Here is a 24869-nt window from a genome sequence, read left to right on the forward strand (position 1 = left end):
ACACCTTAAATCTTGCCGACTAAGTCAAAGCTTGGTTTCAGCGTTTCACCGTCTTCTTTCCATTTAGCAGGACAAACTTCACCTGGATGAGTGCGAACGTATTGCGCTGCGCGAATTTTGTCGATCAAGCTGCTGGCATCACGGCCAATTCCGTCAGCATTGATTTCCATTGCTTGGACAACACCGTCTGGGTCAATGATAAAGGTACCACGCTGTGCCAAACCTGCTTCTTCATCTAAAACATCAAAGATACGTGAGATATGATGAGAAGGATCGCCGATCATGGTGTAGTTAATCTTGCCGATCGCATCAGATGTATCGTGCCATGCTTTGTGCGTGAAATGAGTATCTGTTGAGCAAGAATACACCTCAACACCTAACTCTTGTAATTTTTCATATTGGTCTTGTAAATCCTCTAATTCTGTTGGACAAACAAAAGTAAAATCTGCTGGATAAAAACAAACAACGGACCATTTGCCCTGTAAGACTTCTTCAGAAACCTCGATAAATTTTCCTTGACGATAGGCTTGCGCTTGAAACGCTTCAACTTGTTTTCCGATTAATGACATAGATGTACCCTCCTGTTTAATAGTGAGAAAATATTCTCGTAATTGATAAAAGAAAATCTGAAAAAGCTAGTATTGATCTTCTTTTATTTAAAATAATTATAAACAGAAAACAATTACATTGTAAATGCTTTTTTCGCATATTTCTGAAACTATTTACCCAAAAAAGCGAAAGAATATAGAAAAAAAGATTTTTTGCAAGTAGGGTCTTTTCATTCATAAGCAATCAAAGTAAGGAAAAAGTGATTGCACGGTAAGCGAAGAACCGCCATAATTGAGGAAAAGTAAAGTGGGTGAGAAAATGAAGCGGGTACTTTATTTTCTTTCGTTGGTACTAATAGGATTATTCTGGTGCGGCACAGTCCAAGCAGAGAATATCTATGTGGAGGATCATGCAAACGTCCTGTCCTCCGAAACGAAAGAACAAATCTATCATACAATCAAAAATATAAAGAATTAGAGCTGCGTCCTCAGCTAGCCGTGGTAACTTTGAAACAACTGCCAGCTGATCAGTCGATCGAGAGCTTTGCCAATGAGAAGTTCAATCAACTGGGAGTTGGGGATAAAGAGTATGATTCTGGAATCATGTATGTGATTGCGGTAAAGGATCGTAAACAACGGATTGAAGTAGGCTACGGTCTGGAAGAGGATATCCCTGATGCCTTGGCGATGGAACTTATGACGGAAGAAGCAAAGGACTATTTTCGCGGGGAAAATTATGATGAAGGGATCAAAATCGTTACAGGTAATATTGATCACATTTTAATAGGAAGAAAAACGATCAAGGATTTTGAACCAGGGTTCTTTGAAAAACATTTTGCAGGTAAAAGTGCTTGGGAAATTATCCGCAATTATGTATTTCCAGCCCTGGTCGTGATAATGATCCTCTATGCTTTTTTAGAGACGCCATTGGTGAAGCTTTACATTTATTGGAAAGCTCGCAGAGAATTTTCCGCTGAGCTGAAGAAGGATTTAGTGAAGGAAGATCCGAGATTTCAACGCTATTCGGTTAGAAAAATGATTCACAGTAAAGAGCCGGAAGTAGTGATCGCTAGAGAAAAAATCGTAAAACGCTATAAGCGGTTGAAAAATAAAAAGCCGCTATATTACCATTTTTGTTACGCCTTTGGTACTTTGAAGTTCATGGATTTATTTACGAAGAAAAAGAAAGAGATGAAACGCTACTCCGTCTATTATCACCATAAAGATTTGTGGAATGAGGGCAGCTCCAGTAGTGACAGATACGGCAGTGGAAGCTCTTCTAGCGGCGGAGATTCATTTGGCGGCGGCAGTTCTGGCGGTGGTGGCGCAAGTTCAGATTGGTAAAACTGTTGAGGAATATTCCTCAGCAGTTTTTTTCATAAAAAAATTGGTTTGAAATGTATCAAATATATTTCAACTGTGACGAAAATAAAAGAATCAATTATTTGTGGTGCCCAAATAGTTTCAGCAAACCCATTCTTATTTAAAACAGCAGTGAAGACTAATACAAATTAATTATAATATACAAAAATACTTTTAATTCTTTTATATTTTTTTGAAATAAATAGTGTATATAATATTATATACACTATTTAAATAATCATTGATATTGTAGCCTTTCTGAACTATAATAATAACGTTGATTGTGTTTTTTAAGTTAGAATAAAATGACTGTGCAATCATACAAGTGAATAAATAAACAAAAAGTCGTTGTAATCTTATTGGGTTTTTGTTGTATAAAAAACAAAATCGAAGCGTTGGTGTAATAAAGAAGTAATTATCTTGTTTTTTTATGAGAGAAAAGAATAACGTAATTTCACGCATAATGTAGCACTAATTGAAAGAGTAAAAGGGAAGCAAACAAGATGAAAAGTTCTTTTTCTTTATAAAAAACATTGAAAAAAGAAGATGAAATTTCTAAAAGGAAAGCCTTTCATGTCAAGCGTATTTGATATAATGTGGCTGCAATTTAAGGGGATTAACCGAAGAGTTTAAAAGTAAATTTTAGGGAAGTTGAGGGGCTTATGGAACAAACAATCAGTATCAAACAATTATTTGAACTACTAAGGAAGAGGATCGGATTGATCATATTAGGAGGACTAGCAGGCCTTTTGATTTCAGGTCTATTAGCCTTTTTCATTTTAACGCCGAAATACAGTTCACAAGCACAGTTAGTAGTCACATTACCGCAAACAGAAACAACCAATGCCAATGACGTGAATACCAACTTGCAGATGATCAATACATATAAGGATATTATTACCGGAGATTTGGTAACTAAGGAAGTATCAGAGAAATTAAGTTCTGAATACGGATTGAAAATGAGTACAAATGATTTGAAAGAAACAATTAAAGTCGAACAAAATCAGAATTCACAAATGTTTTCAATTATAGCAACGAGTAATAGTCCAAGAGCTGCAGCAAATATTTCAAATACAACTGCTGAGATATTTAAAGCAAATGCAAAAGATGTATTGAATGTCGATCGTATTTCAATTATCTCGCAAGCAGTAGCAAGTAGTGATCCAGTCTTTCCGAATAAGAAGTTGACAATTGCTGCTGGGTTATTAATTGGGTTGATGATAGGGGTCTTTCTAGCAGTCGCTCTTGAATTACTGGATCGTACAGTAAAAGAAAGTAAAACATTAACAGATGAGTTTGGTTTGACGCTTTTAGGTAACGTTCCAGAATTAACACAAAAAGAATTGAATGCTAAAATCCGTCGCGAACCAGCACCGACAATCACTAAAAGAGAAGTTCCAAAAAAAGAAACAGACATGACTCTTGATCGTCGCAGACGGAAACGGGTCTAGGAGGTAACTATGGCTAAAAGAATGAAACAATCAGATGTGGCTCAGGCAGTTAGCCTGTTCACTTTAGTAGATAAAAGTTCACCTGTATCAGAACGCTATCGTACAATTCGAACAAACATCCAATTTGCGTCTTCAGCAGATCGACAAATTAAGACATTAGTAATCACTTCGTCAGGACCAGGAGAAGGAAAATCAACGACAGCAGCGAATCTGGCAGTGGTGTTTGCTAATTCTGGTCAAAGTGTTTTATTAGTGGATGCGGACATGCGGAAAGCAACAGTACACAAAACCTTCCTATTAAATAATGGTGTGGGTTTAAGTAATGTTTTAAGCACGGACATGAATGTGAGTGATGCGGTTCAACGCAGTGTTGTTCCTAACCTGTATGTGATGACCAGTGGACCAAAGTCACCCAATCCATCAGAACTATTAGGTTCAACTCGAATGGATCAATTGGTCAGGGAATTGAGAGCTGATTATGATTTTGTGATCTTTGATATGCCGCCGATCGTAGCGGTAACCGATGCCCAAATCGTAGCCTCTAAAGCCGATGGCACAATGTTAGTAGTACGTGAAAATGTCACGCGTAAGGATTCATTACAAAAAGCCCGTGAACTTCTATCAATGGTCAATGCCAATGTATTAGGCGCTGTTTTTAACGGTAGTACGGATGCAAATGATCAAGGCTATTACTATTATGGTACCGATAAATAGTATAAGAAGGTGAACAGTTTGATTGACCTACATAGTCATATTTTACCAGGGGTAGATGATGGTGCTCAAACAATTGAAGATAGTATCGAAATGGCAAAAAAAGCGGTGAGTCAAGGAATCACACACTTGATGTGCACACCGCATCATAATAATGGAAAGTATTCCAATCCTGCTCAGCAAGTGATCACTAGGGTCAACCAATTGCAAGCAGTATTGGATCAAGAGGATATTCCACTTACTTTACTAGAAGGACAAGAAGTACGGATTACTGGGGCACTTTTAGAAGACATAAACAATCAAGAAATCTTGTTTACTGATCTGGATAATACTTACATCTTAATTGAGTTTCCTTCTGGTGATGTACCAGAGTATTCAGAACAGCTTTTTTTTGAATTAATGAGTCATGGTCATGTACCAGTAATTGTTCATCCAGAGAGAAACGCGGTTTTTCGAAAAGAACCAAATCGTTTAATACCATTTTTGCAGATGGGCGTGCTTACTCAATTAACGGCTCCAAGTATTGTTGGTGTATTTGGAAAAGATATTCAAAAGACAGCAAAGCTTATGTTAAAGCATAACATGCTATATATGGTTGCCTCTGATGCACATAATTTAAGACACCGAACGTTTCTGATGAAAGAAGCCTATGAAGAAATTCGTAAAATCGGTGGAGAAAGAATGATTGAAGAGATGGAGCAGATGGCAAAAGATTTGGTGAATGGTGATGAAGTTGTCAGACCGGAATTTATGATTATGAAGGAATCACGCTTCAAATTCTTTAATTAATAGTTTGTTTGGGGGAGCTTATTATGAAAAGTGAAAAAGCTTTTGGGGATGTGAATATTTTGAAGACCAAGTCTCCTGTAAAGAGAGAAGGCTCTCAATTAATTTGGGTAGATAAAGAAAAAATTCAGAAGCAAAAGGGATATGATTTCGTTAAACGACTCATTGATTTTTTTGCAGGAATTGTCGGGATTATATTAATCTCTCCGATAATGCTTTGGATTGCTTATAAAATACATAAAGATGAGCCAGGTTCTCCAGTCATCTTTGCACAAAGACGTGTCGGACGAAATGGGAAACTATTTACTATGTATAAGTTTCGTTCGATGTGTGTTGATGCAGAAGAAAGATTAGACGGATTGGTTGATAAAAATGAAATTAAGGGTGCCATGTTTAAAATGAAAGAAGACCCGAGAGTGACTGAGTTCGGGAAATTTATTAGAAGAACAAGTTTGGATGAACTCCCACAACTGATTAACGTTATTAAAGGGGACATGAGTTTGATCGGGCCAAGGCCACCTCTGCAGAGGGAAGTTGTTGAGTATACACAGTATGATATGCAGCGATTGTTAGTGAAACCAGGGTGTTCAGGACTATGGCAAGTTAGCGGTCGGAACGATGTTCATTTTGATGAGATGGTTCGTTTTGATATTGATTATATTCAAAATCGGGGGATTCGCTATGATATCTCATTGATTTTTAAAACAGTTAAAGTAATGATTAAGCCGGGTGGGGCATATTAAGGAGTATTTTTTGTGGTAGATAAGAAGCAGCATGTATATATCATTGGTTCAAAAGGAATACCTGCAAAATATGGAGGGTTTGAGACCTTTGTTGAAAAATTGACAGAATATCAAGTTGATAAAAACATCCAATATCATGTAGCGTGCATGACTGAAAATTCAGCCAAATCAGGTATTACTGACAAGCACTTTGAGCATAATGGCGCAAAGTGCTTTAACGTTGATGTACCGAGAATTGGTCCAGCTCGAGCAATATATTATGATATTGCTTCTTTAAAATACGCAATTCAATTATCTAAGAAGAATCAAGATTATAAACCAATTTTTTATGTGTTAGCCTGTCGAATAGGACCATTTATTAGTAGTTTTAAAAAAAATATTGCTGCTTTGAATGGTAAATTATTTGTTAATCCAGATGGTCATGAGTGGATGAGAGCTAAATGGAGCTATCCCATTCGCCGTTATTGGAAATATTCTGAAAGATTGATGGTGAAGCATTCCGATATATTGATTTGTGATAGTAAAAATATCGAAGAATATATTCTACAAGAATACAAAAAGTATTTTCCTAAGACAATTTATATTGCTTATGGGACTGATTTAGCAAAGTCATCACTTAAAAATAAAAGTATGATTGTTCGAAAATGGTTTAAAGACAAAAAGATTAGAGAAAATAATTATTTTTTAGTCGTTGGAAGGTTTGTTCCGGAAAATAATTATGAGTCAATGATCAAAGAGTTTATGAAATCTAATACAATTAGAGATTTGGTAATAATCACAAATGTAGAAAAAAACTCATTTTATGAAAAAATAAAAAGAGATACCCGTTTTAATCTTGATTCTCGAATTAAGTTCGTTGGAACAGTTTACGACCAAGAGCTGCTTAAATACATTAGAGAAAATGCATACGCTTATTTGCATGGGCATGAAGTTGGAGGAACAAATCCTTCGTTATTAGAATCTCTTATTCTTACAGATTTGAATCTACTATTAAATGTTGGATTTAATAGAGAAGTTGCTTTGGATGGCGCGATATATTGGGAAAAAAATAATCTTAATCAAATGATTGATTTTTCTGAGGAAATCACCGTGAGAAAAAAAATTCAATATCATGAAAAAGCAACTGAAAGAATTAAAAAAATATATACTTGGGAAAGTATCTGCTCCAACTATGAAAAAAATTTTTTGAATTAAAATTCGAATGATTTAAAGTATAGGATGAAATGAAATGAAAAAAATTTTACTGTTATCAAATATGTATCCTTCAAAGAGATATCCTCATTATGGGATATTCGTTAGAAACACTGAAAAAATTTTAAATGAAAATGATTATGAAGTAATTAAAGTAGTAATGGAAAAAGAAGATAGAAAATTTTTGAAATTTTGGTCATATTTTATATACTTTTTTAAATCTTTATATATGCTTTTATTCAAAACAAATGATTATGTATATATTCATTATCCTTCACTTTCAGGGGTACCGGTTATATTAAGCAATTTTTTTAAGAAACAAAATATTATTATCAATATTCATGGAAATGATTTGGTTCCCGAATGTAAGAAGGATTCCATATTTGTAAGGTGTACATTGAGACTAGCATCTCTAGCAACTAAAGTTATAGTTCCTTCAGAGTATTTCAGAGAGATAATTGTTAAAAAAAATCCAGATTTGAGTGATAAAGTGGTGGTTTTTCCATCTGGTGGCGTAGATACCAAAACATTTAACAAAATTGACAGAGACATTTCAATAAGTAAATTGGGTTTAAAAAAGGATCGTCATTATATTGGTTATATTGGTAGGATTGAAACTTCAAAAGGGTGGAATATTTTCTTAGATATGATTAATAATATTGATGATACTGATATAGAGTTTATCATAGTAGGTGATGGATCTGAAAGAACAGAATATGATAAAAAGGTAAAGGATTTGAAATTAACTGATAGAATTATAAAATACAATTTATTATCTCAACGAGATATAAATTATATTTTTAACGTCCTAGATATTTTCGTTTTTCCTACATTTAGAAAGAGTGAAAGCTTAGGATTAGTTGGTCTAGAAGCAATGTCTACTAATACTATTCTACTTGCAGCTAACAATTATGGTCCTACTAGTTACGTAGTGGATGAAGTAAATGGTTTTCTATTTGAAAGTCAGAATGTTGAAAGTTTAGTAAAAAAAGTATCTGAAATAATGAATATGAGCGAATTAGAGAAGTCACTAATTCATAGTAATGCTGAAAAAACATTACAAGATTTTTCTATTGATAAAATGTCTGACCAATTAGTATCTATTTTCGAGGGAGCAAATAGATGATAAAAACAAATTCTATAACTACACTTTTTCTTTTCTTATCTATTATTACAAGCGTAATATCCAATTTTTTTAGTAGTTTATCTAATTCCGATGAAATATTAACTATTGTTTATTTAATTTTTATATTTATTATGCTTCTTAGGAATAAAGGGAATATTGATGTTTTTTTCTGTTACTGTGTAATTGTCATAATAATTACAACAATTATAGGGTTGTTATCAAATCACTTCTCTGGGTTTCAAATTACAATATTTCCAAAAATGGTAGACATATTGATGAGTATGAAAATATTGATTACCTTTACTTTTTATTATGGCATCAGTTTTCATAATACTAAAGAATATATTAATGAGAAAATGGAAGTTTTTGCCAAAATTTTTATATCATGCTTGTTCTTTCTAGGAACGATATCACAATTTATACTCAATGATATGGTTTTAATAGAAAAAAGGTATGGGTTACGTCCATTTAAGTTTGTATATGATTTTGCTGGAGATACGGGATTTCTAGTTTTAGCACTAATGATTATTATTATGCTGAAACCAAATAAATTAAAGATGAACGATTATATTTTTATCTTATTAGGTGGATTGGTTATTTTTGAAACAACAAAAATACAAGCAATGATATTTCCAATAGCTTTACTAGGAATGGGTCTTTTCAAAAAATTAAAGATGAAAGTAAATATTGGTGCGTTTTCTGTAATTGGCATCATGTTATTAATAGCCGGATATTCTCAGCTACAAGATTATTTTTTGGATGTATACCACTATTCTCCAAGAAAAATTATGTTGTTGGATTCACTAAGATTGGCAAATCAAAATTTTCCTCTTGGAACGGGATTTGGTTCATTCGGTTCAGAGATGGCTGCTAGATACTATTCACCAATATATTATTCTTTAGGATACGGAAATATGTATGGTTTAGATGGAAATCAGGATTTTTCTACTTTGAATGATAATTATTTAGCAATGTTGTTAGCTCAGTTCGGTTGGATTGGTGCGATATTGTATTACTCGTTATTTTTAATAATTATCAAATTATCTTTGAATTTAAAGATAAGTAGACAAAGAATTCTTGCTCTTTCGACCATCATCACATATCTGATTGCCTCTATAGGAAGTGGGAGTGTAAAATCTAGTGCTGGTGTATTAGGTTTTGGATTATTAGGAATAATTTTATCGGATGCAAAAAAAAACATTGGAGAAAGAGATAATGGGGAAAATTGGAATAGTAACATTACCGGGAAATTTTAATTATGGAAATAGGTTACAGAATTATGCGTTACAAACAATTTTAAAACAAAGAGGATACGAAGTAGAAACATTGGAGATAACGTTTTCTCGAATGAATAAATTTAGAAAAACTATCGCCGCATTTAAAAGATGTTGTTTAAGCCCAAGTCTAATAAAAAAGCTATTCAAACAAAGAGAATACGGTAAAGAGTTTCTGGAAATGTCTGCACTGAAATCTCCTCAATTACTTCCATTTACTGAAAAATATATTATAACACGTTTCATAAAGTCAGAAAATGAACTGAAAAAAATTCATTCCGAATATGATTGTTTTATTACTGGAAGCGATCAAGTTTGGAATCAATCATCAATGAGTGATTCGACTTATTTTTTAGATTTTATTCCATATGAAAAAAGGTTTTCGTATGCTGCTAGTTTCGGAAAATCAAAGATTTTAAGAGCAGACAAAAGCTACTTTAGAGACAACTTAAATGGGATGAAAAAAATTTCTGTTCGAGAATGGCAAGGTAAAAAGATTGTAAAAGAGTTGACTAATAAACAGGCATATGTGCATATTGATCCAACAATGCTATTAACTTCTCAAGAATGGAGAGAACTGAGTCTTAAGGAAAACATAAGATGGTTACCTTCAAAAAAATTTATTTTAGTATACACTTTACGTGGAATGGATAGAGCCAAGAAAGAGGAGATAAGTAATTTTGCTGAAAATAAGAATTATGAAATTCTTTCAATAATGGGAGATTCGATTGATGAAAAAAGCCAAATACTTACTGTAATTCAATTTGTTCAGGCGATTGACAGGGCTGAGCTTGTTGTAACTGACTCTTTTCACGGGGCTGTTTTTTCGATAATTTTGAATACGCCATTCCAAGTTCTGGAACGTAGAACGGGTAATATGAATTCTAGGCTAGAAACATTATTAGAAAAATTCAAACTAACTAAAAATTTAGATAGGGAGGGTTTGAGTTTCGATGATATATTAAATACAGATTTTACTGAAACGGATTCTGTTTTATCAAGTGAAAGAAAACAATCAAAAGAGTATCTTGATTGTTTTCTTGACAATAGGGTGACCAGCAATGAATAAAAGTTCCGAACGCAAGTTTGCAGTAGTGCTTTCATATACAAATATCATATTGAAAAACTTAATAGTTTTTCTTTATACCCCCTTTTTATTAAAATATTTAGGTCAATCTGAATATGGAATTTACCAGATGACTAATTCTGTTATTATGGGTTTAAGTGTTCTATCTATGGGTTTTTCGGGCTCATATGTTAGATTTTATATGAAGTTTAAAAACGCAAAAGACAAAAAATCTATTAATAACTTAAATGGAATGTATTTAATATTGTTCGTTGGAATTGCTCTGTTAAGTCTTATTATAGGATCGATATTGGTTATAAATACAAAAAGATTTTTTGGAGCTTCATTTACTGAAGAACAGGTTCAACAAACTCAATTATTAATGGGGATATTAGTTTTAAATATCGCTATCACATTTCCTTCAACAGTTTTCGATTGTAATATTCTGGCTAATGAGAAGTTAAAGTTTCAGCAAGGACGGCAGGTTGCTCAAACTATTGCAGTACCAATAATCAGTATTCCTCTAATAATTTTTGGAGCCGGTGCTGAAGCGATTGTGATTACTCAAACCATCACCACCATTATATTGTTGATTATGAATATCAATTTTGCTGTAACCAAATTGAACATGCGTTTTAGTTTTAAAAAAATACCATTAGATCTTCTTAAGGAAGTTTCGATTTTTTCGTTTTTTATTTTTTTATCTCAAGTAATTGACTTAGTAAATAATAACGTTCCTAGTTTTATTGTTGGAATGTTTCTTGGCGCTAAAGATGTAGCTGTATATTCTGTAGCTTCACAAATAAAGAATTTATTTTTTATGCTATCCGTGGGACTGTCTGGAGTATACGTTCCTCATATTAATGAGTTGGTGAGTTCTGGGACTACAAAAAACAAATTGTTACATTTAATGATTAAAGTCGGTAGACTTCAACTAATTCTTTTGACCTTCATTCTAGGGGGGTTCATTGCTATTGGTAAATTTTTTATAGTAACTTGGGCAGGAGAAGATAATATTCAGGCTTATTATCTTTTGATATTAATGGTTTTGCCAGTGTTAGTTCCACTTAGCCAAAATGTAGGAATTGAGATACAAAGAGCTATGAACAGGCACTATTTTCGATCAATTGTTTATTCAATTTTTGCTTTAATCAATGTTGGCATTACTGTATTTTCAGTTATTAATTTTGGAATTTTAGGATCAATTTCTGGTTACATAATTGCTACTGTATGTGCAAATGGTATCGCTATGAATTGGTACTATCAGAAAAAAATGGGATTAGATATGGGTTTTTTTTGGAAAAGTATTGTGAATGTTTTTATTCCTTTCATCATAGCTACAACTATTGTGTTTACGATATCTAATATTATTGGAAATATAAATATAGTTACTTTCGTTTTATTAGGATTAATCTATTCTGTAATTTACATAGTCCTTTATCTGTGCATCAGTGCTACTGATTTTGAATTAAGTAATATAAAAAAAATGATTAATTATGTAAAGAGATAATTTAGTTTTAAGGAGAGATACTAGTGGAGAAATATTATACAGATGAAAAGAATGCTCAAATAGTAATAGCACTTTTAAAAAAGCATGGAATTAACCAGATTATTGCTTCTCCAGGAACAACTAATATACCAATTGTTGGTAGTGTACAAAATGATCCTTTTTTCACTGTTTTTTCTTCTGTAGACGAAAGATCAGCTGCTTACATGGCTTGTGGACTTGCTAGAGAAAGTGGGAAACCTGTTGTATTGACATGTACAGGTGCAACTGCATCTAGAAATTATCTTCCTGGTCTTACAGAAGCTTATTACAGTAAAATTCCTATAATTGCACTAACATCACTTAACGATTTACAGGATGTAGGAAATTTGAAGCCTCAAAATATTGACAGAAGTCAATTACCAAATGATGTTGTAAAGATGTCTGTTAATCTTCCAGTCGTTAATTCTTCTCAAGACTATTGGTTCGTAAATCATCAGGTGAATAGAGCCTTTTTAGAAACGACTCGTCACGGAGGTGGTCCTGTCCATATTAATTTAAATACTAATTATATGGCGACTTTTACTACTAAAGAACTTCCTAATGTTAATTACGTTCAAAGATTTTTTTCTCATAATCAAGAATTACCTCAGATTCCCGAAAATTCTAAAATTGGGATATTTATTGGAAGACATAAAAAGTTTACTAAAGAGGAAGAGCACCTGATTGATAAATTTTGTGAACAACACAATGGAGCAGTTTTTGGGGATAGAACAAATGGCTATAGTGGAAAGTATCTTCTGAATTCTTCATTAGGGGGAGTAAATTTAACTAGAAAACATGCTAAATTTTCTAGTTACGCACCAACATTAACTATTCATCTCGGTGAGGTTACAGGTGACTATTCAAGTATGGATACCTTTAATAAAAGTAATGGACCTGTTTGGAGAGTTTCCGAAGATGGTGAGTTAAGAGATACTTTTAAAAGACTTAGTTATGTATTTGAAATGAAAGAAAGTGTTTTTTTCAGCAATTACATTGGAGAACACTGTGATACTAAAAACATTTCTTTTTTTGAAACATGGAGGAAGTATATATCATCATTACGCAACTCAATTCCGGAATTACCTTTTGCTAACTCTTGGATTGCACAAAAAACAATACCCGAGATACCAAAGAATTCTTTTATAAATTTTGGTATTTTGAATTCATTGAGAAATTGGAATTTTTATCCTATGGATTTGTCTATTCAAGTAGAATCAAATGTTGGCGGGTTTGGTATAGATGGATTACTTTCGACTACGTTGGGCGCTTCTTTAGTTGATAAGAAAAAATTATATTTTGTTGTATTGGGAGATCTAGCCTTTTTTTATGATGTAAATAGTTTAGGGAATAGACATTTAGGTAAAAATATAAGAATACTATTAATTAATAATGGTACGGGAACAGAGTTTAGAAACTCTTCTCATATTGGATCTCAGTTTGGTGAGCAATCTGATCAATTTATCGCCGCTGGAGGCCACTTTCAACAAAAATTCAATTCGAGTGTCAAAGGTCAATCTTTAGCTCAAGCATGGGCAACTACTATAGGATTTAAATATTACTCAGCAAAATCTAAGGATGAATATTTAAATATTTTGCCAAATTTTATGGAATCTGATACTGATACCCCAATTCTTGTGGAGGTATTTACCACTCCAAAGGATGAATCAGATTCTCTAGAGAAGATGGTTAGCTTAGATAAAGAATATTCATTGAAAGGAAAAGCTTATAATTTTTCTGAACGTATTTTGCCAAAGGAAAGCTTAAAAAAAATAAGAAGAAATTTGAAGAACTAGGAGAAAAAGATGGAATTCTTAAAAAAAATTAAAAATTTTTTTTTATCAATGAGACAAAAACAGAAAATACCGATTATCAAAGAATCATCTAAAGATAGTTTATTAAAAAATAGAACGGCTATGATTACTGGTGGTACAGGAGCAATAGGTCAAGCGATTGCAACTGCTTTTATTGAAAGTGGGGCTAAAGTTTATTTGATAGGAAGAAGTTCAGATAAGTTGAAAAGTGTATCTGATAGACTTGGTGATAATTGCGACTACTATCAAATGGATATTACAAATGTAAAAATGATGAAAGAGAATGCACTAGAATTATTAAGACTAGCTAATTATGAGATCGATATTCTTGTTAATAGTGCTGGAATCCTTACTAAAGAGCATTTTGGACATGTTTCAGAAAAAACTTGGGATGAGGTTATAGATACAAATTTAAAAGGTACCTTCTTTTTAAGTCAAATTGTCTCTAATCTTTGGATAGAAAAAGGTATAAAAGGGAATATTTTGAATATATCTTCGGGAAGTGGTCTAAAACCCGGTTGGACTCCTTATCAAATTTCAAAACAAGCCTTGGATTCAGCAACTATTGGTATGGCTCAGTTTCTCATTCCTTATGGCATCATAGTAAATTCAATAGCTCCTGGTCCAGTTTTTTCAAGCATGCAAGGTTTATCAGAAACAGATTCTATAGAAAGTTTTGAAAATCCTACTGGGCGCTTGGTTACGCCTGTTGAAATTGGTGAATGGGCCGTTTACATGGTTTCCGCCATTGGTCAATATGCTGTCGGAACTGTTATGCACTTAACTGGTGGAAATGGCATATTCCAAGTTGAAGATCGATAGTCATTTATCGAAATACTTAATAATAATGACTATGTATCTATAATAATACTTTTACTAGTTAATCTAGTTGTAATCTTTGAGTTTTTAGGGGGTTTTTATGAGAAAGGAACAATGGATAAATATCAGAGGGTTGGCTATTCTAAGTGTTATCATTATTCATACTACAACAATGAGATTTAATAGTAGCAGTATGCTGAATAATTGGATTAATCTTTTTTTTGATCAAGTTTCTAGATTTGCGGTTCCTGTATTTTTCATGTCCTCAGGATTTGGTTTAGGTTTAAAACATATGACAGAAACTAATATATTAAATTTTTACAAAAAGAGATTAAAGATAATTCCAGAGTACATATTCTGGTCAATTGTCTATTTTGTTTTCAGTTCTAACGATAAATCTCTTTCAAAATTATTAATAGATATTATCACTGGGAACGCGAGTGGTCAATTATATTTTGTAATTGTCCTAATTCAATTTTATTTACTGTTCCCTTTTATAAGAAGAATAGCAGTTAGGAAAATTGGTTTGCTAATTTTTTTTGTTATAACAGTGAGTTGCCAAATAATGTATCAGAGTGGATACAATTTTGAAACTTATACTATTTGGAATTGGCTTTTCTATTTTAATTTTGGAATATACTTAGCGAATAATCATAATCTATTAATGACAATTAAAAGAAAAAGTACTTTTATATTTTTGATTGGGACAATAGCCATTTTGTTTTCAGCAGGACTTTTTTTTGAATTTAGTGAAAGACCCATAAATTTAATAACTAGTACAATAAGACCCACAATGATTTTCTATTCGATCGGAATAATGAGTGTGTTTCTTATGAGGTTATCTAAACCGTTGAGTTTTTTTAGAACGCTTGATAAACATTCGTTAACTATATATTACGTTCACCTCCTTTTTTTAAAGGTACTTTTTCTTGTACTAGAAAAAGTGAAAGTAAACACTACTAATTTTTTCGTTTTAGTGATAGTAGCGCTCTTAACTGTTGGATTATCACTTGCTTTTTCAGTAATTTATGATGGCTACCGCGATAAGTTTATAGAATATATAAAAGGACTAAAATAATTTTTTATTATAGGTAATTAAAAAAAGAGGGTTGATCAAATGACAGAAAAGAAAAAGCGTAGGCGTGAAGGCGTCAAAAGAGCAAGCAGATCAAAAAAGATTTTCTTAACATTACTAGGAATCTTACTAGCGATCATCCTCGTAATCGTTGGTGTTGGTGCAAAAATGTATTATGATGTGAAGTCTACAGCGGATGATGCCTATGAGACGGTGAAGCGTAGCGGTTCTGAAAAGCGTCAGGTGAATTTATCTGAACAGGAACCGTTCAGTGTGTTACTTCTAGGAGTGGACACGGGCGCGCTCGGTCGTACCGAGCAAGGTCGCTCGGATACGATGATGGTGGCGACGGTGAATCCGTCAACGAATGAGTCTTTATTAGTAAGTTTGCCTCGGGATACGTATGCGGAGATTGTTGGCCATAATACGGAAGATAAGATTAATCATGCGTATGCCTTTGGCGGAGCTGCGATGTCGATGGATACGGTAGAGAAGTTAGTGGATATTCCGATTAATCACTATATCACGATTAATATGGAAGGCATTGAGGCTTTAGTTGATGCGGTTGGCGGGATTGAGGTTAATAATCCTTTTGAGTTTACGTATGAGGGAACGACTTTTCCGAAGGGGTCTCAGGAGCTTGATGGTGAGCTGGCCTTGAAGTATTCGCGGATGCGTTATGATGATCCGAATGGAGACTATGGTCGTCAGGAACGGCAGCGCCAGATTATTACAGGCGTCTCGAAGAAGGTGTTAAGTACAAATGGCTTGACGAATTACCAATCGATCTTAACAACGATGGGTGAAAATGTGAAGACGGACTTGAGCTTTACGGATATGCGGACATTGATGGGTGACTATCGTGGGGCGTTTGGCAATATTAAATCGGATCAAATGAAGGGTGAAGGCTTTATGCAAGATGGAGTTTCTTATCAACGAATCGATCCGACTGAGTTGAAGCGCGTGCAGGATGAATTGAAGGCGCAATTAAAATAAAGTTGATAGAAAAATCCAAGATAAGAATATCATCGAATATTCTGTTTTGGATTTTTTTAATTGATTGCTACTCGATTGCAGCACAGCTGATAATTTTTTAGTCATAATCATGAATTTTTTGTTTGATAATAAAGAACTATTTGCAATAGAAATATTTGACGGGGAAACTTATTTTTTTTGGATTTTTCGAAAGAGATTATGAAGCAACTAATGATTAATAAGATATAAATAGTTTTTATTTGTTTTCGTTAACAAAGAATTAATTTGTCTATTATTTTATATCGGTAAAACGAAAATATGAAAAATATTGTCTTTTTGTTTAATAAAAAGTATACTTAAATCATCAAAATATTATTTTTGATGATTTTTTGTTTGTCATTTTTTAGTAAAGGAGGTATGTAGATGAAGAAAATTGTAAGTGGGTTCATTGCACTCATTGCGGTGATTTTATTTGTGGGGCCTAGTGCTCAAGCGGATGGTGCGATTACTGCGGATGAGCAAAGAATTTTGTCGGAACTGGACAAAGGTGTAACTGTGGGCGGAAAGACGTTCAATATTGGCGCATCTGAACGTGCGCAAGCAGAAAACTTTTTGAAGCAGAATGATGTGTCTGCGGATAAGGTGAATGTGGTGGTTGAACAGATTCAGAGTGCTCGTGCTTTAGTTGAAGCGTCAGGTCTTGATGTATCAAACATCCATTCGATCGAAGCATTGATTAAGGCGTTGCCGCTGAACACTAAGAACCAATTGAAGGATATGATCACCAAAGCGGCGAATACCCTTGGGCTGACAATTACCTTCTACCCTGGAGGCTATTCTATTACTCAGCCGGGCTCTGGTTCAGCCGGTTCAACAAGTTCAGGTAGCACTGTTTACACATCAGGTGGTGCTGTGAAGCAGACAGGCGTGACCTATTTGTCTAGCGCGATTTCCTTCGCAAGTTTACTACTCGTTGCAGCAGGTGCATTTGTAGTAGGACGTAAAAAGTTTGCCTAGGTCTTCAAGCTTGAAGAGGGTTGGAGTGACTTTAGTCGCTCCAATCATCTTTCTGGTTATCGGCTATTCTTTGATTTATGTAATAGGAAAACCTGTCATACAATTTGTGACTTCTTCTATCCAACTGTTTTTATTAACGGACACTCCTAACTTTGAGACTACGAAACAGTCATTTACGGCTGTGGACAATAAAAAGATCGCAACGAATGCGAGAAATGAACTGCCATCGAGTAAGATTGATTATCCGGTAGGCGGGCAGCTTTATGGGAAAGTGAAGATAGAAAAACTGCAATTGAATGTTCCTTTATATTTTGGAGATACCGAAGAAATTTTGCGTGAAGGTGCGGGGCAATTTATGGGTTCTGTTTATCCTGGGGAATTGGGAACATCGTTGATCGGCGGACACAATGTCGATGACTTTGGCAAGTTGGGTGCGGCACAGGTTGGCGATGAGATTACACTCCAAACAACCTATGGAAATTATGTCTATCGCATCAATCAAATTGAAGTACGAGATAAGAAGGATAAAGAAATCAATGACATGATCTATCAGCGCAATGATCGGCGAGTGATTCTTTATACCTGTTATCCAATTGATAGCTTGGGATTAACCAATGAACGGTTATTTGCCATCGGAGAATTTGTCTCTGGGCCGATGATCAATGGCAATGAGTAATGGTAATTATCAAAAAAACGATCGCAGAATAAGGAGGAAGCAACGACAATGAATCATATGAGACGAACTATTCCCCGATGGATTTTGGCCTTTATCGGGTCCTTGCTTCTTTTTGCGACGTTGGCTTTGGTGTGTATCCGCATGACGTTGTTCAATCAGGATTTTATGATCCAACAGGTTCGCCGGACGGGGTACGTTGAGACGATTTGCAAGGATATGACAGAAAGTATTCAAGACTTAGGGCGGGGTAGTAATATTCCTCCTGAAGTCTTGGCAGATGTTGTTCCTAAAGAGATGGTTTCGTCAAATGTTGAGAATTATATTCGAAGTATTTATCAGGAAATTCCTTTTGAGCTTCAAGGGGAGAATCTGATTAAAGAAAATATTCTCAAAAATGTCGATCTGTATGCAAAACAGAAGAATTACACGATTGATGACGCGACACACACGAATTTGAATAGTTTAGCAGAGAGTGCAACTAAGAATTATTCTTCCTATATTGAGATTCCATATTTACTGGAGTACGGGAAGAAGGTCATGAGCTTTCGTTCTTCGTTAAATCTGATTTTGATTTTGGTGGCAGTCGCTGCATTGTTTATTTTTCTAGGATTAATCATGATGGTCAAAATGAAGCATCAACGTATGCGCTGGAGCAGTATTGTCTTTTTTGGCGCGGGGCTGATGTTAATCGTCTTGCCAGCAGCGATTTATTTTAGCGGTGTGATTAATCGTTTAGGGATTATGTCTGAAGGCTTGTATCGTTTTGTGACGCAATATATTACGGCGTTTGATCTGAGTTTTGTTTTTGCGGGACTGGGTTCAACGGTTCTGGCGATTCTACTGGTGCTTATCAGTGAACGGTTTCGTCGTAAGAAAATACTTAAGGTTCGTTAGTGAGGGGAAAAGTGATGGAAGAGACAATCAGCTTAGTAGAATTAATTCAAATTTTAAAGAAGAAGGCATTATTGATCATCATGACCACGATCGCGGGGATTGGACTGGCGGCTGGGGTCACCTTTTTCATGCTCACTCCGATTTATGATTCAGCGGCGCAGCTGATCGTGCAAAATAAGCAGGCCGAGGGAACAGCGACCAATTTGCAAAATGATATCAATGGCAATGTGCTGTTAATCAATACATATAAAGATATGATCAAAGGAGATATCGTTATCGATGCGGTTCAAAAGGAGCTGCAAAAGGAATATCAATATACCTATAGTAATAACGAGTTGAAGGAGATCATTGAAGTGGAGCAGGCGCAAAATTCTCAAATGTTCCGTATTATCGCGAAATCTCCGGAACCGCGGAAGGCAGCAACGATCGCTAATGTGACCGCGGAAATATTTAAACAAAAAGCGGAGGATGTGTTGGAGGTCAGCAAGGTGACGATCACTTCAAAGGGCGTCGTTCCATCAAAAGCGATCTTTCCTAATAACAAACTGAATCTACTGATCGGTGCAGTCGTAGGGATGATGCTTGGTGTCGGATTAGCATTCTTAATTGAATTGTTCGATAAAACGGTTAAAGATGATCGGTTTATTGCTGAATCATTAGGTTTGCCAATTCTAGGTCAGGTATCTGAAATAAGTAAAAAGGATCTGTTCGAAAATCGTGGCGTGATTGTAAAAACGCCGGAGGAGACTCAGCGAATGGGTGCTCGGACAGTCAATACACGCAAACGTAAGCGTGTGTAGGAAACGATATTATTGAGAACTAGGAGAAGATAAGTAGATGGCGAAAAGAAAACAGATGGTCAATCCAGTTGATTTAATTGCTTCAATCAACCCTTTTTCTACAGCAGCAGAACAATACCGAAAAATTCGTACAAATATTGAATTTTCTTCAGCGGACAAAAAAATTAAATCGTTGGTTGTTACTTCATCAGGACCTTCAGAAGGAAAATCGACGACAGCGGCTAATTTAGCGATTGTGTTTGCGAATACAGGAAGTCGTGTGCTGCTGGTGGATGCGGACTTGCGACGGCCGAGTGTGGCGTTGAGCTTCAAGGTTCCTAATGTGAATGGGTTGAGCAATTATTTAACGGAAGGAAATTCCTCCAGCGGCAGCTTTCGTAAAGAGAGCACGTATCTGACACAAGGTAGCACGGCACTTGATAATCGGTTAATTGAAACTAGCACGGAGAATTTGTATATCATGCCAAGCGGTCCGATGCCGCCGAATCCTTCTGAACTGCTACGATCGAAAAAGATGCAGGAATTGGTAGATGTGTTGGAGGAATCCTTTGACTTAGTGATTTTTGATATGCCGCCGGTGGTGACAGTAACAGACGCGCAAATTCTATCTGCTTACGTGGACGGGACGATCCTAGTGATTCGGGAACGGGCGACCAAGAAGCAAGCCGTGATAGAAGCGAAAAAAATGCTGGATATGGTTCAGGCGAAAATCATCGGGGTCATTTACAACGGGAAGAAACAAGGCGACGACTCCTACTATTATTACGGTGCGGAAGGAACTAAGTGAGCAATAAATGATCGATCTACATAGTCACGTCTTGCCTGGGGTGGATGATGGCGCGCAAAATCTAGAGGATAGTCTGGAAATGATTCGCAAGGCGATTAGTCAGGGAATCACTCATCTGATGTGTACGCCCCATCACAACAACGGAAAGTATCACAATCCAGCAGACAAGATCATTCAACAGGTGGAAGCTTTACAAAAAGAAATTGACCAGCGGGGATTGAAGCTGACCTTGCTGGAAGGGCAAGAAGTTCGGTTAACGGAATACCTCTTGATGGAAATCGAGCGTGGAGAGCTCTTGTTTACGGATTTAGATGATACCTATTTATTGGTGGAACTGCCGACAAATGAGGTTCCGTTATATGCAGAGGAAGTCTTTTATCATTTGTTGAAGCAAGGGCATGTTCCGGTAATTGTTCATCCTGAAAGGAACACCGTTTTTCGCAGAGAACCCAATCGCTTGCTGCCATTTCTTGAAATGGGTGTGCTGACACAACTGACGGCCCCAAGTATCGTAGGTGTCTTCGGAGATGAGATCCAGCGAACGGCTAAACAAATGCTGGAGCACCAGATGCTGTATATGGTTGCTTCTGATGCCCACAGTTTGCGGCATCGGAACTTTTACATGAAGGAAGCCTACAAGGTGATTCAAAAAGTCGGCGGGAAAAAGATGGTAGCGGACATGCAGCAAATGGCTAGGGATTTGGTGAATGGTGATCCAGTCATGCGGCCGAAGTATCAAGCGATAAAGGAAAGACGGTTCAAGCTTTTTTAACTGGAATTATCCCAACTCGATAGTATTGAGAAATTGAGACTGTGATTGATAAAAGTACATCACAGTCTTTTTTTAATACCTTTCTTTAAGCTTTTCTTGTGACCTCTCCCTTTTTAATGAAGCTTTTGAGAAGTTTCGCTATAATTAGTTGCTATAGGAATCACGTTAAGGATTCACAGATAAAGTGATCGAGGAGGGGATTGTATGAAGAAAATCATCGCAGGTATCGTATCTTTTGTGGCAAGCTATGGAATGATTTACTATCTGGTCATGCCAACCTTGCAGAATTATCCCCGCTTGGACAGGATGGCGCAGCGATTTGAATATACGGATGAAGCTCTGTGGCTGTTCATCTTTTTGAGTTTATGGCTGTTCTATTGGCAGTGGGAGCAGCGCAAGCTATGGAACATATATTTGTATCTTTTTTATAGCTGCTACTTTTTATTGCTGTTTATCATGCTCTTCACGAAGGCGCGGGCGTATCACTCGTTTAACTTGAATCCCTTTGAGCTGTATTTAAACAATGGACAGCAGATCATTGAACTGATTTTGAATACTGCTTACTTTATCCCTTTAGGTTGTCTGTACGGACTGCGAGCGAAGCCGGTGGAGGCAGCGTTAATTGCCTTGATTACGATTATTGGGATTGAGACGATTCAATATGTTTTCTATATTGGTACGTTTGATATTTGGGATATCTTTACGAATTTTGCTGGATGTATGCTGGGATATTTCATTTCTACCTTAATAAAGAAACGAATGAATAATTTAGTACGAATTTAATGTTAATAGCAATAGGAAAACCACCTGTCAGATTTGTCTGATGGGTATTTTTTTGTGGAAAAAATTGATTGCGCTGGGATGCTCTGGTAATTTCAATCAAAATAGTTGTCTAGCGTTTATATTCATGTTAACTTACAATTAGTAAGTGAGGTGTGTGAAGATGGAATATCTTTATCAAGCAGGAAGACCAGAGGGAAAAAAGTTTATTTTGCTTCATGGAACGGGCGGCGATGAAACATCGTTAATTGAATTGGCCAAATACTTAGATGCCGATAGTACGATCTTATCCTTCCGCGGCAAGATCATAGAGGATGGCATGAATCGTTTCTTCAAACGCAATGGACTGAATCAATTTGATTTTGAAAGTTTAGAAAAGGAAACAGATAACCTATTGGAAGTGATCAAGGAGATCAGCGAAGAAAAAGCAATCCCCTTGGAGGAATGGATATTAGTCGGTTACTCAAATGGGGCAAATATCGCAGCGCATCTATTGCTGGAACGTGAAACGATGCTAAACAAAGGTGTCTTTTTCCATCCAATGTCATTAGAGGTCCACACCCAACCATTTCCTTTAATCGATAAAAAGATTTGGGTTTCTTATGGCGGAGACAATGATCCAATCGTTAGCGATGCTTCTTTTGCGAAATTAGTCGCGGCCTTTCGCGATCGCGATGCAGATATCACCGTTATTGAGACACCCCACGGTCATCAAATCTCGATGGACGAACTTCAAAACGCTCGCGAATGGCTGAAAGGGTAGTGACACTTTTTCGGATGTGGTAAAATGAATCGAAGGGGTGGCGCAATGGCAGATTCATTTGAATACAAGGGCTTGACCATAAAATCGACAGACTTGGCCTTCAGTGATGAAGAATTACAAAAATTATTGACCTTTGAAGGAGCGATCACACATGAACGCTTGAAGGGCTTCAATTTTCATTATTTTTTGATGCCTGAATACGACTTAAATGGTCTGTTGGCAAAACTCGGTGAGGCTGAACGTAAAGCAAAAAGGATATACTACATTACAGGACAGCTAGTCTCCAGCGATTTGAAAAACATGGCTGTAGATGGTTACTATATGCCGACAAACTGGGGCTTTATGCACGTAGATAGTCATAAATAAGAGGTGGAAGATGAATGCGCATCTTTCGCCTTTTATTTTTTGTACACAAAAGGTCTTTACCACACGTGGAGTTGAAAGGGATAAGTAGGATGCTAATCATTGTTTTAAGCCGGAAATTCTCCATTCATAGCAATCGTAGTAGTTTGTCGATTTTCTTTTGTTGATAACTTGGAGCACGGCTCGTTTCTGTGGAATTCGTTGGGAAAGTATCGGGATTTTCCACATTTTCCACATAATCCACAAGTGGATAACTAGATGGAACTGATTAAAAAGTTATGTAAGATTTCCTTGATGGAGCTAAGAAAAATATTCTCGAGTTTTTTTCAGAATGATGTTATTGTACTTGAACCAAAACTGTTTTTTTAGATATTGATAGAACTCCTCACCTAGAAACACCAAAATTAATTTTGATCCCATCGCTAAAACCACTATAAACTCTGTTAGTATATCCACATATTCTATGATAGAATGCAGACGGAATGAACGATAGCTAGGAGACAGGCCTATGTATACAAAAGAAGTTTTCAATAATAAGATGAACAGCTGGATCAACATTGATGCGGAAAATACAGACGAACTAAAGAATCTTTATCGGGATTATGGAATTGATCGTGAATTTGTGGATTATTCCTTAGACCGCAACGAACGTGCTCATTTAGATTATGATAAAGCAACGGATGTCCTGTTGCTGATTTTTAACGCACCGAATCGGCGCAAGATCGACAATCATTATGAGACAGTACCGATGACTTTTATCGTTGTAAATCGAACACTAATTACAGTGACCAATCAGCAAACGAAATATTTGTACTTTGAAATTAAAAATTATTTAGAAAAAAATCCCGAGAGCACGCTGTTTGAGCTGCTATTTGGCAGTCTCTTCATTATCTCGGAGCAGTATTTCCCATTTGTCGAAGGAATGGATCGCGATCGCAAACGTATTAGTAATTTGTTAAAGGAAAAAACGACGAAGCAAAATTTGCTGCTGCTATCCGATTTAGAAACTGGAATTGTTTATTTTGTAACGGCTTCGCGGCAAAATGTGCTATTAGTGCAACAAATCAAAAGCCATGGTATCTATCGTCGCTTAAGTGATCAGGAAAAGGAACGTTTAGATGATGTCCTGATTGAAGCGCAGCAATTAGTGGAGATGACGAAGCTGTCATCGCAGATTTTACAGCAGCTTTCAGGCACTTATAACAATGTTTTGAATAATAACTTGAATGATACGATGCGTATTTTGACTGTTCTTTCGGTTCTTTTGACGATTCCTACGATCGTCTCGGGCTTTTTCGGAATGAACATGCCGCTACCATTGGAGCACAATGCTTTTGGCTGGATTATTACGATCATCGTTAGTCTCTTCTTGTGGTTTGGATTATCGTATGTTCTGCGGAAACTGATGAAATAATTCTAAAGTGACATAGACTCGAATTTAACAACTTAATAAAACAGGAGAAGAGAATGACACGATCTCTTTTTCTGACATTAAAATCCGTTTGGTTTATAAGCTAAACAAGGATTATGTATAGAAAAATCTTTGAC

The 24869-nt window shown here is 35.6% G+C and carries 26 protein-coding genes; 25 read left to right on the top strand and 1 reads right to left on the bottom strand.

The features are described from left to right. Positions 1-5 precede the first annotated feature (5 nt). On the bottom strand, positions 6-569 hold the full coding sequence (ahpC, locus tag AUF14_RS00580) for an alkyl hydroperoxide reductase subunit C (protein WP_016181045.1): 564 nt from the start codon (positions 567-569) through the stop codon (positions 6-8). Positions 570-867: 298 nt separating this feature from the next. Between ahpC and AUF14_RS22725 the strand changes: the two genes are divergently transcribed. The 25 genes from AUF14_RS22725 (at position 868) to AUF14_RS00700 (ending at position 24735) form a co-directional block, all read left to right on the top strand. Beyond that, entirely contained in the window at positions 868-1026 is a 159-nt protein-coding gene (locus AUF14_RS22725) for a hypothetical protein (protein ID WP_227132122.1), read from the top strand. A 20-nt stretch (positions 1027-1046) separates the two neighbouring features. Next, positions 1047-1892 (top strand): TPM domain-containing protein, encoded by an 846-nt coding sequence (locus tag AUF14_RS00585; protein ID WP_233421624.1) that lies wholly within the window; start codon positions 1047-1049, stop codon positions 1890-1892. A 680-nt stretch (positions 1893-2572) separates the two neighbouring features. Continuing rightward, positions 2573-3361, top strand: coding sequence for a YveK family protein (locus tag AUF14_RS00590; protein ID WP_016181043.1), 789 nt, complete (start codon positions 2573-2575; stop codon positions 3359-3361). A gap of 9 nt (positions 3362-3370) precedes the next feature. Next, positions 3371-4075: a CpsD/CapB family tyrosine-protein kinase gene (locus AUF14_RS00595; protein WP_016181042.1), complete on the top strand. Its 705-nt coding sequence runs from the start codon at positions 3371-3373 to the stop codon at positions 4073-4075. Between the two features lie 18 nt (positions 4076-4093). Continuing rightward, a complete protein-coding gene (locus tag AUF14_RS00600; protein WP_016181041.1) occupies positions 4094-4861 on the top strand; it encodes a tyrosine-protein phosphatase in 768 nt (255 codons plus the stop codon). A gap of 23 nt (positions 4862-4884) precedes the next feature. Beyond that, positions 4885-5601, top strand: a complete 717-nt coding sequence (locus AUF14_RS00605; protein ID WP_016181040.1) for a sugar transferase — start codon at positions 4885-4887, stop codon at positions 5599-5601. 12 nt (positions 5602-5613) lie between these two features. Continuing rightward, positions 5614-6795, top strand: coding sequence for a beta 1-4 rhamnosyltransferase Cps2T (gene cps2T / locus AUF14_RS00610; RefSeq protein WP_016181039.1), 1182 nt, complete (start codon positions 5614-5616; stop codon positions 6793-6795). Positions 6796-6829: 34 nt separating this feature from the next. Continuing rightward, positions 6830-7918, top strand: coding sequence for a glycosyltransferase family 4 protein (locus AUF14_RS00615; protein ID WP_016181038.1), 1089 nt, complete (start codon positions 6830-6832; stop codon positions 7916-7918). 281 nt (positions 7919-8199) lie between these two features. Continuing rightward, positions 8200-9174 (top strand): hypothetical protein, encoded by a 975-nt coding sequence (locus AUF14_RS00620; protein WP_227656318.1) that lies wholly within the window; start codon positions 8200-8202, stop codon positions 9172-9174. After that, entirely contained in the window at positions 9134-10261 is a 1128-nt protein-coding gene (locus AUF14_RS00625) for a polysaccharide pyruvyl transferase family protein (RefSeq protein WP_016181036.1), read from the top strand. The genes AUF14_RS00620 and AUF14_RS00625 overlap by 41 nt, the downstream gene beginning before the upstream one ends. After that, positions 10254-11768 (top strand): lipopolysaccharide biosynthesis protein, encoded by a 1515-nt coding sequence (locus AUF14_RS00630; RefSeq protein ID WP_102865859.1) that lies wholly within the window; start codon positions 10254-10256, stop codon positions 11766-11768. The genes AUF14_RS00625 and AUF14_RS00630 overlap by 8 nt, the downstream gene beginning before the upstream one ends. Before the next feature lie 23 nt (positions 11769-11791). Next, positions 11792-13582, top strand: a complete 1791-nt coding sequence (locus AUF14_RS00635; RefSeq protein WP_016181034.1) for a thiamine pyrophosphate-binding protein — start codon at positions 11792-11794, stop codon at positions 13580-13582. Positions 13583-13591: 9 nt separating this feature from the next. Beyond that, entirely contained in the window at positions 13592-14422 is an 831-nt protein-coding gene (locus AUF14_RS00640; protein ID WP_016181033.1) for an SDR family NAD(P)-dependent oxidoreductase, read from the top strand. A 97-nt stretch (positions 14423-14519) separates the two neighbouring features. Further along, positions 14520-15497 carry an acyltransferase gene (locus tag AUF14_RS00645; protein WP_016181032.1) on the top strand — a complete coding sequence of 326 codons (978 nt, stop codon included), beginning with the start codon at positions 14520-14522 and terminating at the stop codon, positions 15495-15497. Positions 15498-15536: 39 nt separating this feature from the next. Continuing rightward, on the top strand, positions 15537-16490 hold the full coding sequence (locus AUF14_RS00650; protein WP_016181031.1) for an LCP family glycopolymer transferase: 954 nt from the start codon (positions 15537-15539) through the stop codon (positions 16488-16490). Between the two features lie 402 nt (positions 16491-16892). After that, a complete protein-coding gene (locus AUF14_RS00655; protein WP_016181030.1) occupies positions 16893-17486 on the top strand; it encodes a hypothetical protein in 594 nt (197 codons plus the stop codon). Positions 17487-17511: 25 nt separating this feature from the next. Then, the gene (locus AUF14_RS00660) at positions 17512-18162 is read left to right on the top strand and encodes a class D sortase (RefSeq protein WP_049219316.1); all 651 of its coding nucleotides are present in this window, start codon (positions 17512-17514) and stop codon (positions 18160-18162) included. 48 nt (positions 18163-18210) lie between these two features. Next, positions 18211-19056: a hypothetical protein gene (locus AUF14_RS00665; RefSeq protein WP_016181028.1), complete on the top strand. Its 846-nt coding sequence runs from the start codon at positions 18211-18213 to the stop codon at positions 19054-19056. A gap of 14 nt (positions 19057-19070) precedes the next feature. Then, a complete protein-coding gene (locus tag AUF14_RS00670; protein WP_016181027.1) occupies positions 19071-19856 on the top strand; it encodes a YveK family protein in 786 nt (261 codons plus the stop codon). Positions 19857-19893: 37 nt separating this feature from the next. Next, positions 19894-20643 (top strand): CpsD/CapB family tyrosine-protein kinase, encoded by a 750-nt coding sequence (locus tag AUF14_RS00675; RefSeq protein WP_016181026.1) that lies wholly within the window; start codon positions 19894-19896, stop codon positions 20641-20643. A 7-nt stretch (positions 20644-20650) separates the two neighbouring features. Further along, complete coding sequence (locus tag AUF14_RS00680) at positions 20651-21415, top strand: tyrosine-protein phosphatase (RefSeq protein ID WP_016181025.1); 765 nt, start codon at positions 20651-20653, stop codon at positions 21413-21415. Between the two features lie 204 nt (positions 21416-21619). Then, the gene (locus tag AUF14_RS00685) at positions 21620-22198 is read left to right on the top strand and encodes a VanZ family protein (RefSeq protein WP_016181024.1); all 579 of its coding nucleotides are present in this window, start codon (positions 21620-21622) and stop codon (positions 22196-22198) included. A 160-nt stretch (positions 22199-22358) separates the two neighbouring features. Then, positions 22359-22958 carry an alpha/beta hydrolase gene (locus AUF14_RS00690; RefSeq protein ID WP_049219318.1) on the top strand — a complete coding sequence of 200 codons (600 nt, stop codon included), beginning with the start codon at positions 22359-22361 and terminating at the stop codon, positions 22956-22958. 45 nt (positions 22959-23003) lie between these two features. Next, the gene (locus AUF14_RS00695; protein WP_225844239.1) at positions 23004-23324 is read left to right on the top strand and encodes a hypothetical protein; all 321 of its coding nucleotides are present in this window, start codon (positions 23004-23006) and stop codon (positions 23322-23324) included. 505 nt (positions 23325-23829) lie between these two features. After that, positions 23830-24735 (top strand): magnesium transporter CorA family protein, encoded by a 906-nt coding sequence (locus AUF14_RS00700; RefSeq protein WP_016181021.1) that lies wholly within the window; start codon positions 23830-23832, stop codon positions 24733-24735. Positions 24736-24869 lie beyond the last annotated feature (134 nt).

Origin of the sequence: Enterococcus avium, assembly GCF_002891025.1 — a bacterium.
Lineage (GTDB): Bacteria > Bacillota > Bacilli > Lactobacillales > Enterococcaceae > Enterococcus_A > Enterococcus_A avium.

What these genes read in the sequence shown, in the direction of transcription:
- ahpC (WP_016181045.1), bottom strand. Translation starts at nt 569, where the DNA reads ATGTCATTAATCGGAAAACAAGTTGAAGCGTTTCAAGCGCAAGCCTAT.
- AUF14_RS22725 (WP_227132122.1), top strand. Translation starts at nt 868, where the DNA reads ATGAAGCGGGTACTTTATTTTCTTTCGTTGGTACTAATAGGATTATTC.
- AUF14_RS00590 (WP_016181043.1), top strand. Translation starts at nt 2,573, where the DNA reads ATGGAACAAACAATCAGTATCAAACAATTATTTGAACTACTAAGGAAG.
- AUF14_RS00595 (WP_016181042.1), top strand. Translation starts at nt 3,371, where the DNA reads ATGGCTAAAAGAATGAAACAATCAGATGTGGCTCAGGCAGTTAGCCTG.
- AUF14_RS00605 (WP_016181040.1), top strand. Translation starts at nt 4,885, where the DNA reads ATGAAAAGTGAAAAAGCTTTTGGGGATGTGAATATTTTGAAGACCAAG.
- AUF14_RS00615 (WP_016181038.1), top strand. Translation starts at nt 6,830, where the DNA reads ATGAAAAAAATTTTACTGTTATCAAATATGTATCCTTCAAAGAGATAT.
- AUF14_RS00620 (WP_227656318.1), top strand. Translation starts at nt 8,200, where the DNA reads ATGAAAATATTGATTACCTTTACTTTTTATTATGGCATCAGTTTTCAT.
- AUF14_RS00625 (WP_016181036.1), top strand. Translation starts at nt 9,134, where the DNA reads ATGGGGAAAATTGGAATAGTAACATTACCGGGAAATTTTAATTATGGA.
- AUF14_RS00630 (WP_102865859.1), top strand. Translation starts at nt 10,254, where the DNA reads ATGAATAAAAGTTCCGAACGCAAGTTTGCAGTAGTGCTTTCATATACA.
- AUF14_RS00640 (WP_016181033.1), top strand. Translation starts at nt 13,592, where the DNA reads ATGGAATTCTTAAAAAAAATTAAAAATTTTTTTTTATCAATGAGACAA.
- AUF14_RS00645 (WP_016181032.1), top strand. Translation starts at nt 14,520, where the DNA reads ATGAGAAAGGAACAATGGATAAATATCAGAGGGTTGGCTATTCTAAGT.
- AUF14_RS00650 (WP_016181031.1), top strand. Translation starts at nt 15,537, where the DNA reads ATGACAGAAAAGAAAAAGCGTAGGCGTGAAGGCGTCAAAAGAGCAAGC.
- AUF14_RS00655 (WP_016181030.1), top strand. Translation starts at nt 16,893, where the DNA reads ATGAAGAAAATTGTAAGTGGGTTCATTGCACTCATTGCGGTGATTTTA.
- AUF14_RS00665 (WP_016181028.1), top strand. Translation starts at nt 18,211, where the DNA reads ATGAATCATATGAGACGAACTATTCCCCGATGGATTTTGGCCTTTATC.
- AUF14_RS00670 (WP_016181027.1), top strand. Translation starts at nt 19,071, where the DNA reads ATGGAAGAGACAATCAGCTTAGTAGAATTAATTCAAATTTTAAAGAAG.
- AUF14_RS00675 (WP_016181026.1), top strand. Translation starts at nt 19,894, where the DNA reads ATGGCGAAAAGAAAACAGATGGTCAATCCAGTTGATTTAATTGCTTCA.
- AUF14_RS00680 (WP_016181025.1), top strand. Translation starts at nt 20,651, where the DNA reads ATGATCGATCTACATAGTCACGTCTTGCCTGGGGTGGATGATGGCGCG.
- AUF14_RS00685 (WP_016181024.1), top strand. Translation starts at nt 21,620, where the DNA reads ATGAAGAAAATCATCGCAGGTATCGTATCTTTTGTGGCAAGCTATGGA.
- AUF14_RS00690 (WP_049219318.1), top strand. Translation starts at nt 22,359, where the DNA reads ATGGAATATCTTTATCAAGCAGGAAGACCAGAGGGAAAAAAGTTTATT.
- AUF14_RS00695 (WP_225844239.1), top strand. Translation starts at nt 23,004, where the DNA reads ATGGCAGATTCATTTGAATACAAGGGCTTGACCATAAAATCGACAGAC.
- AUF14_RS00700 (WP_016181021.1), top strand. Translation starts at nt 23,830, where the DNA reads ATGTATACAAAAGAAGTTTTCAATAATAAGATGAACAGCTGGATCAAC.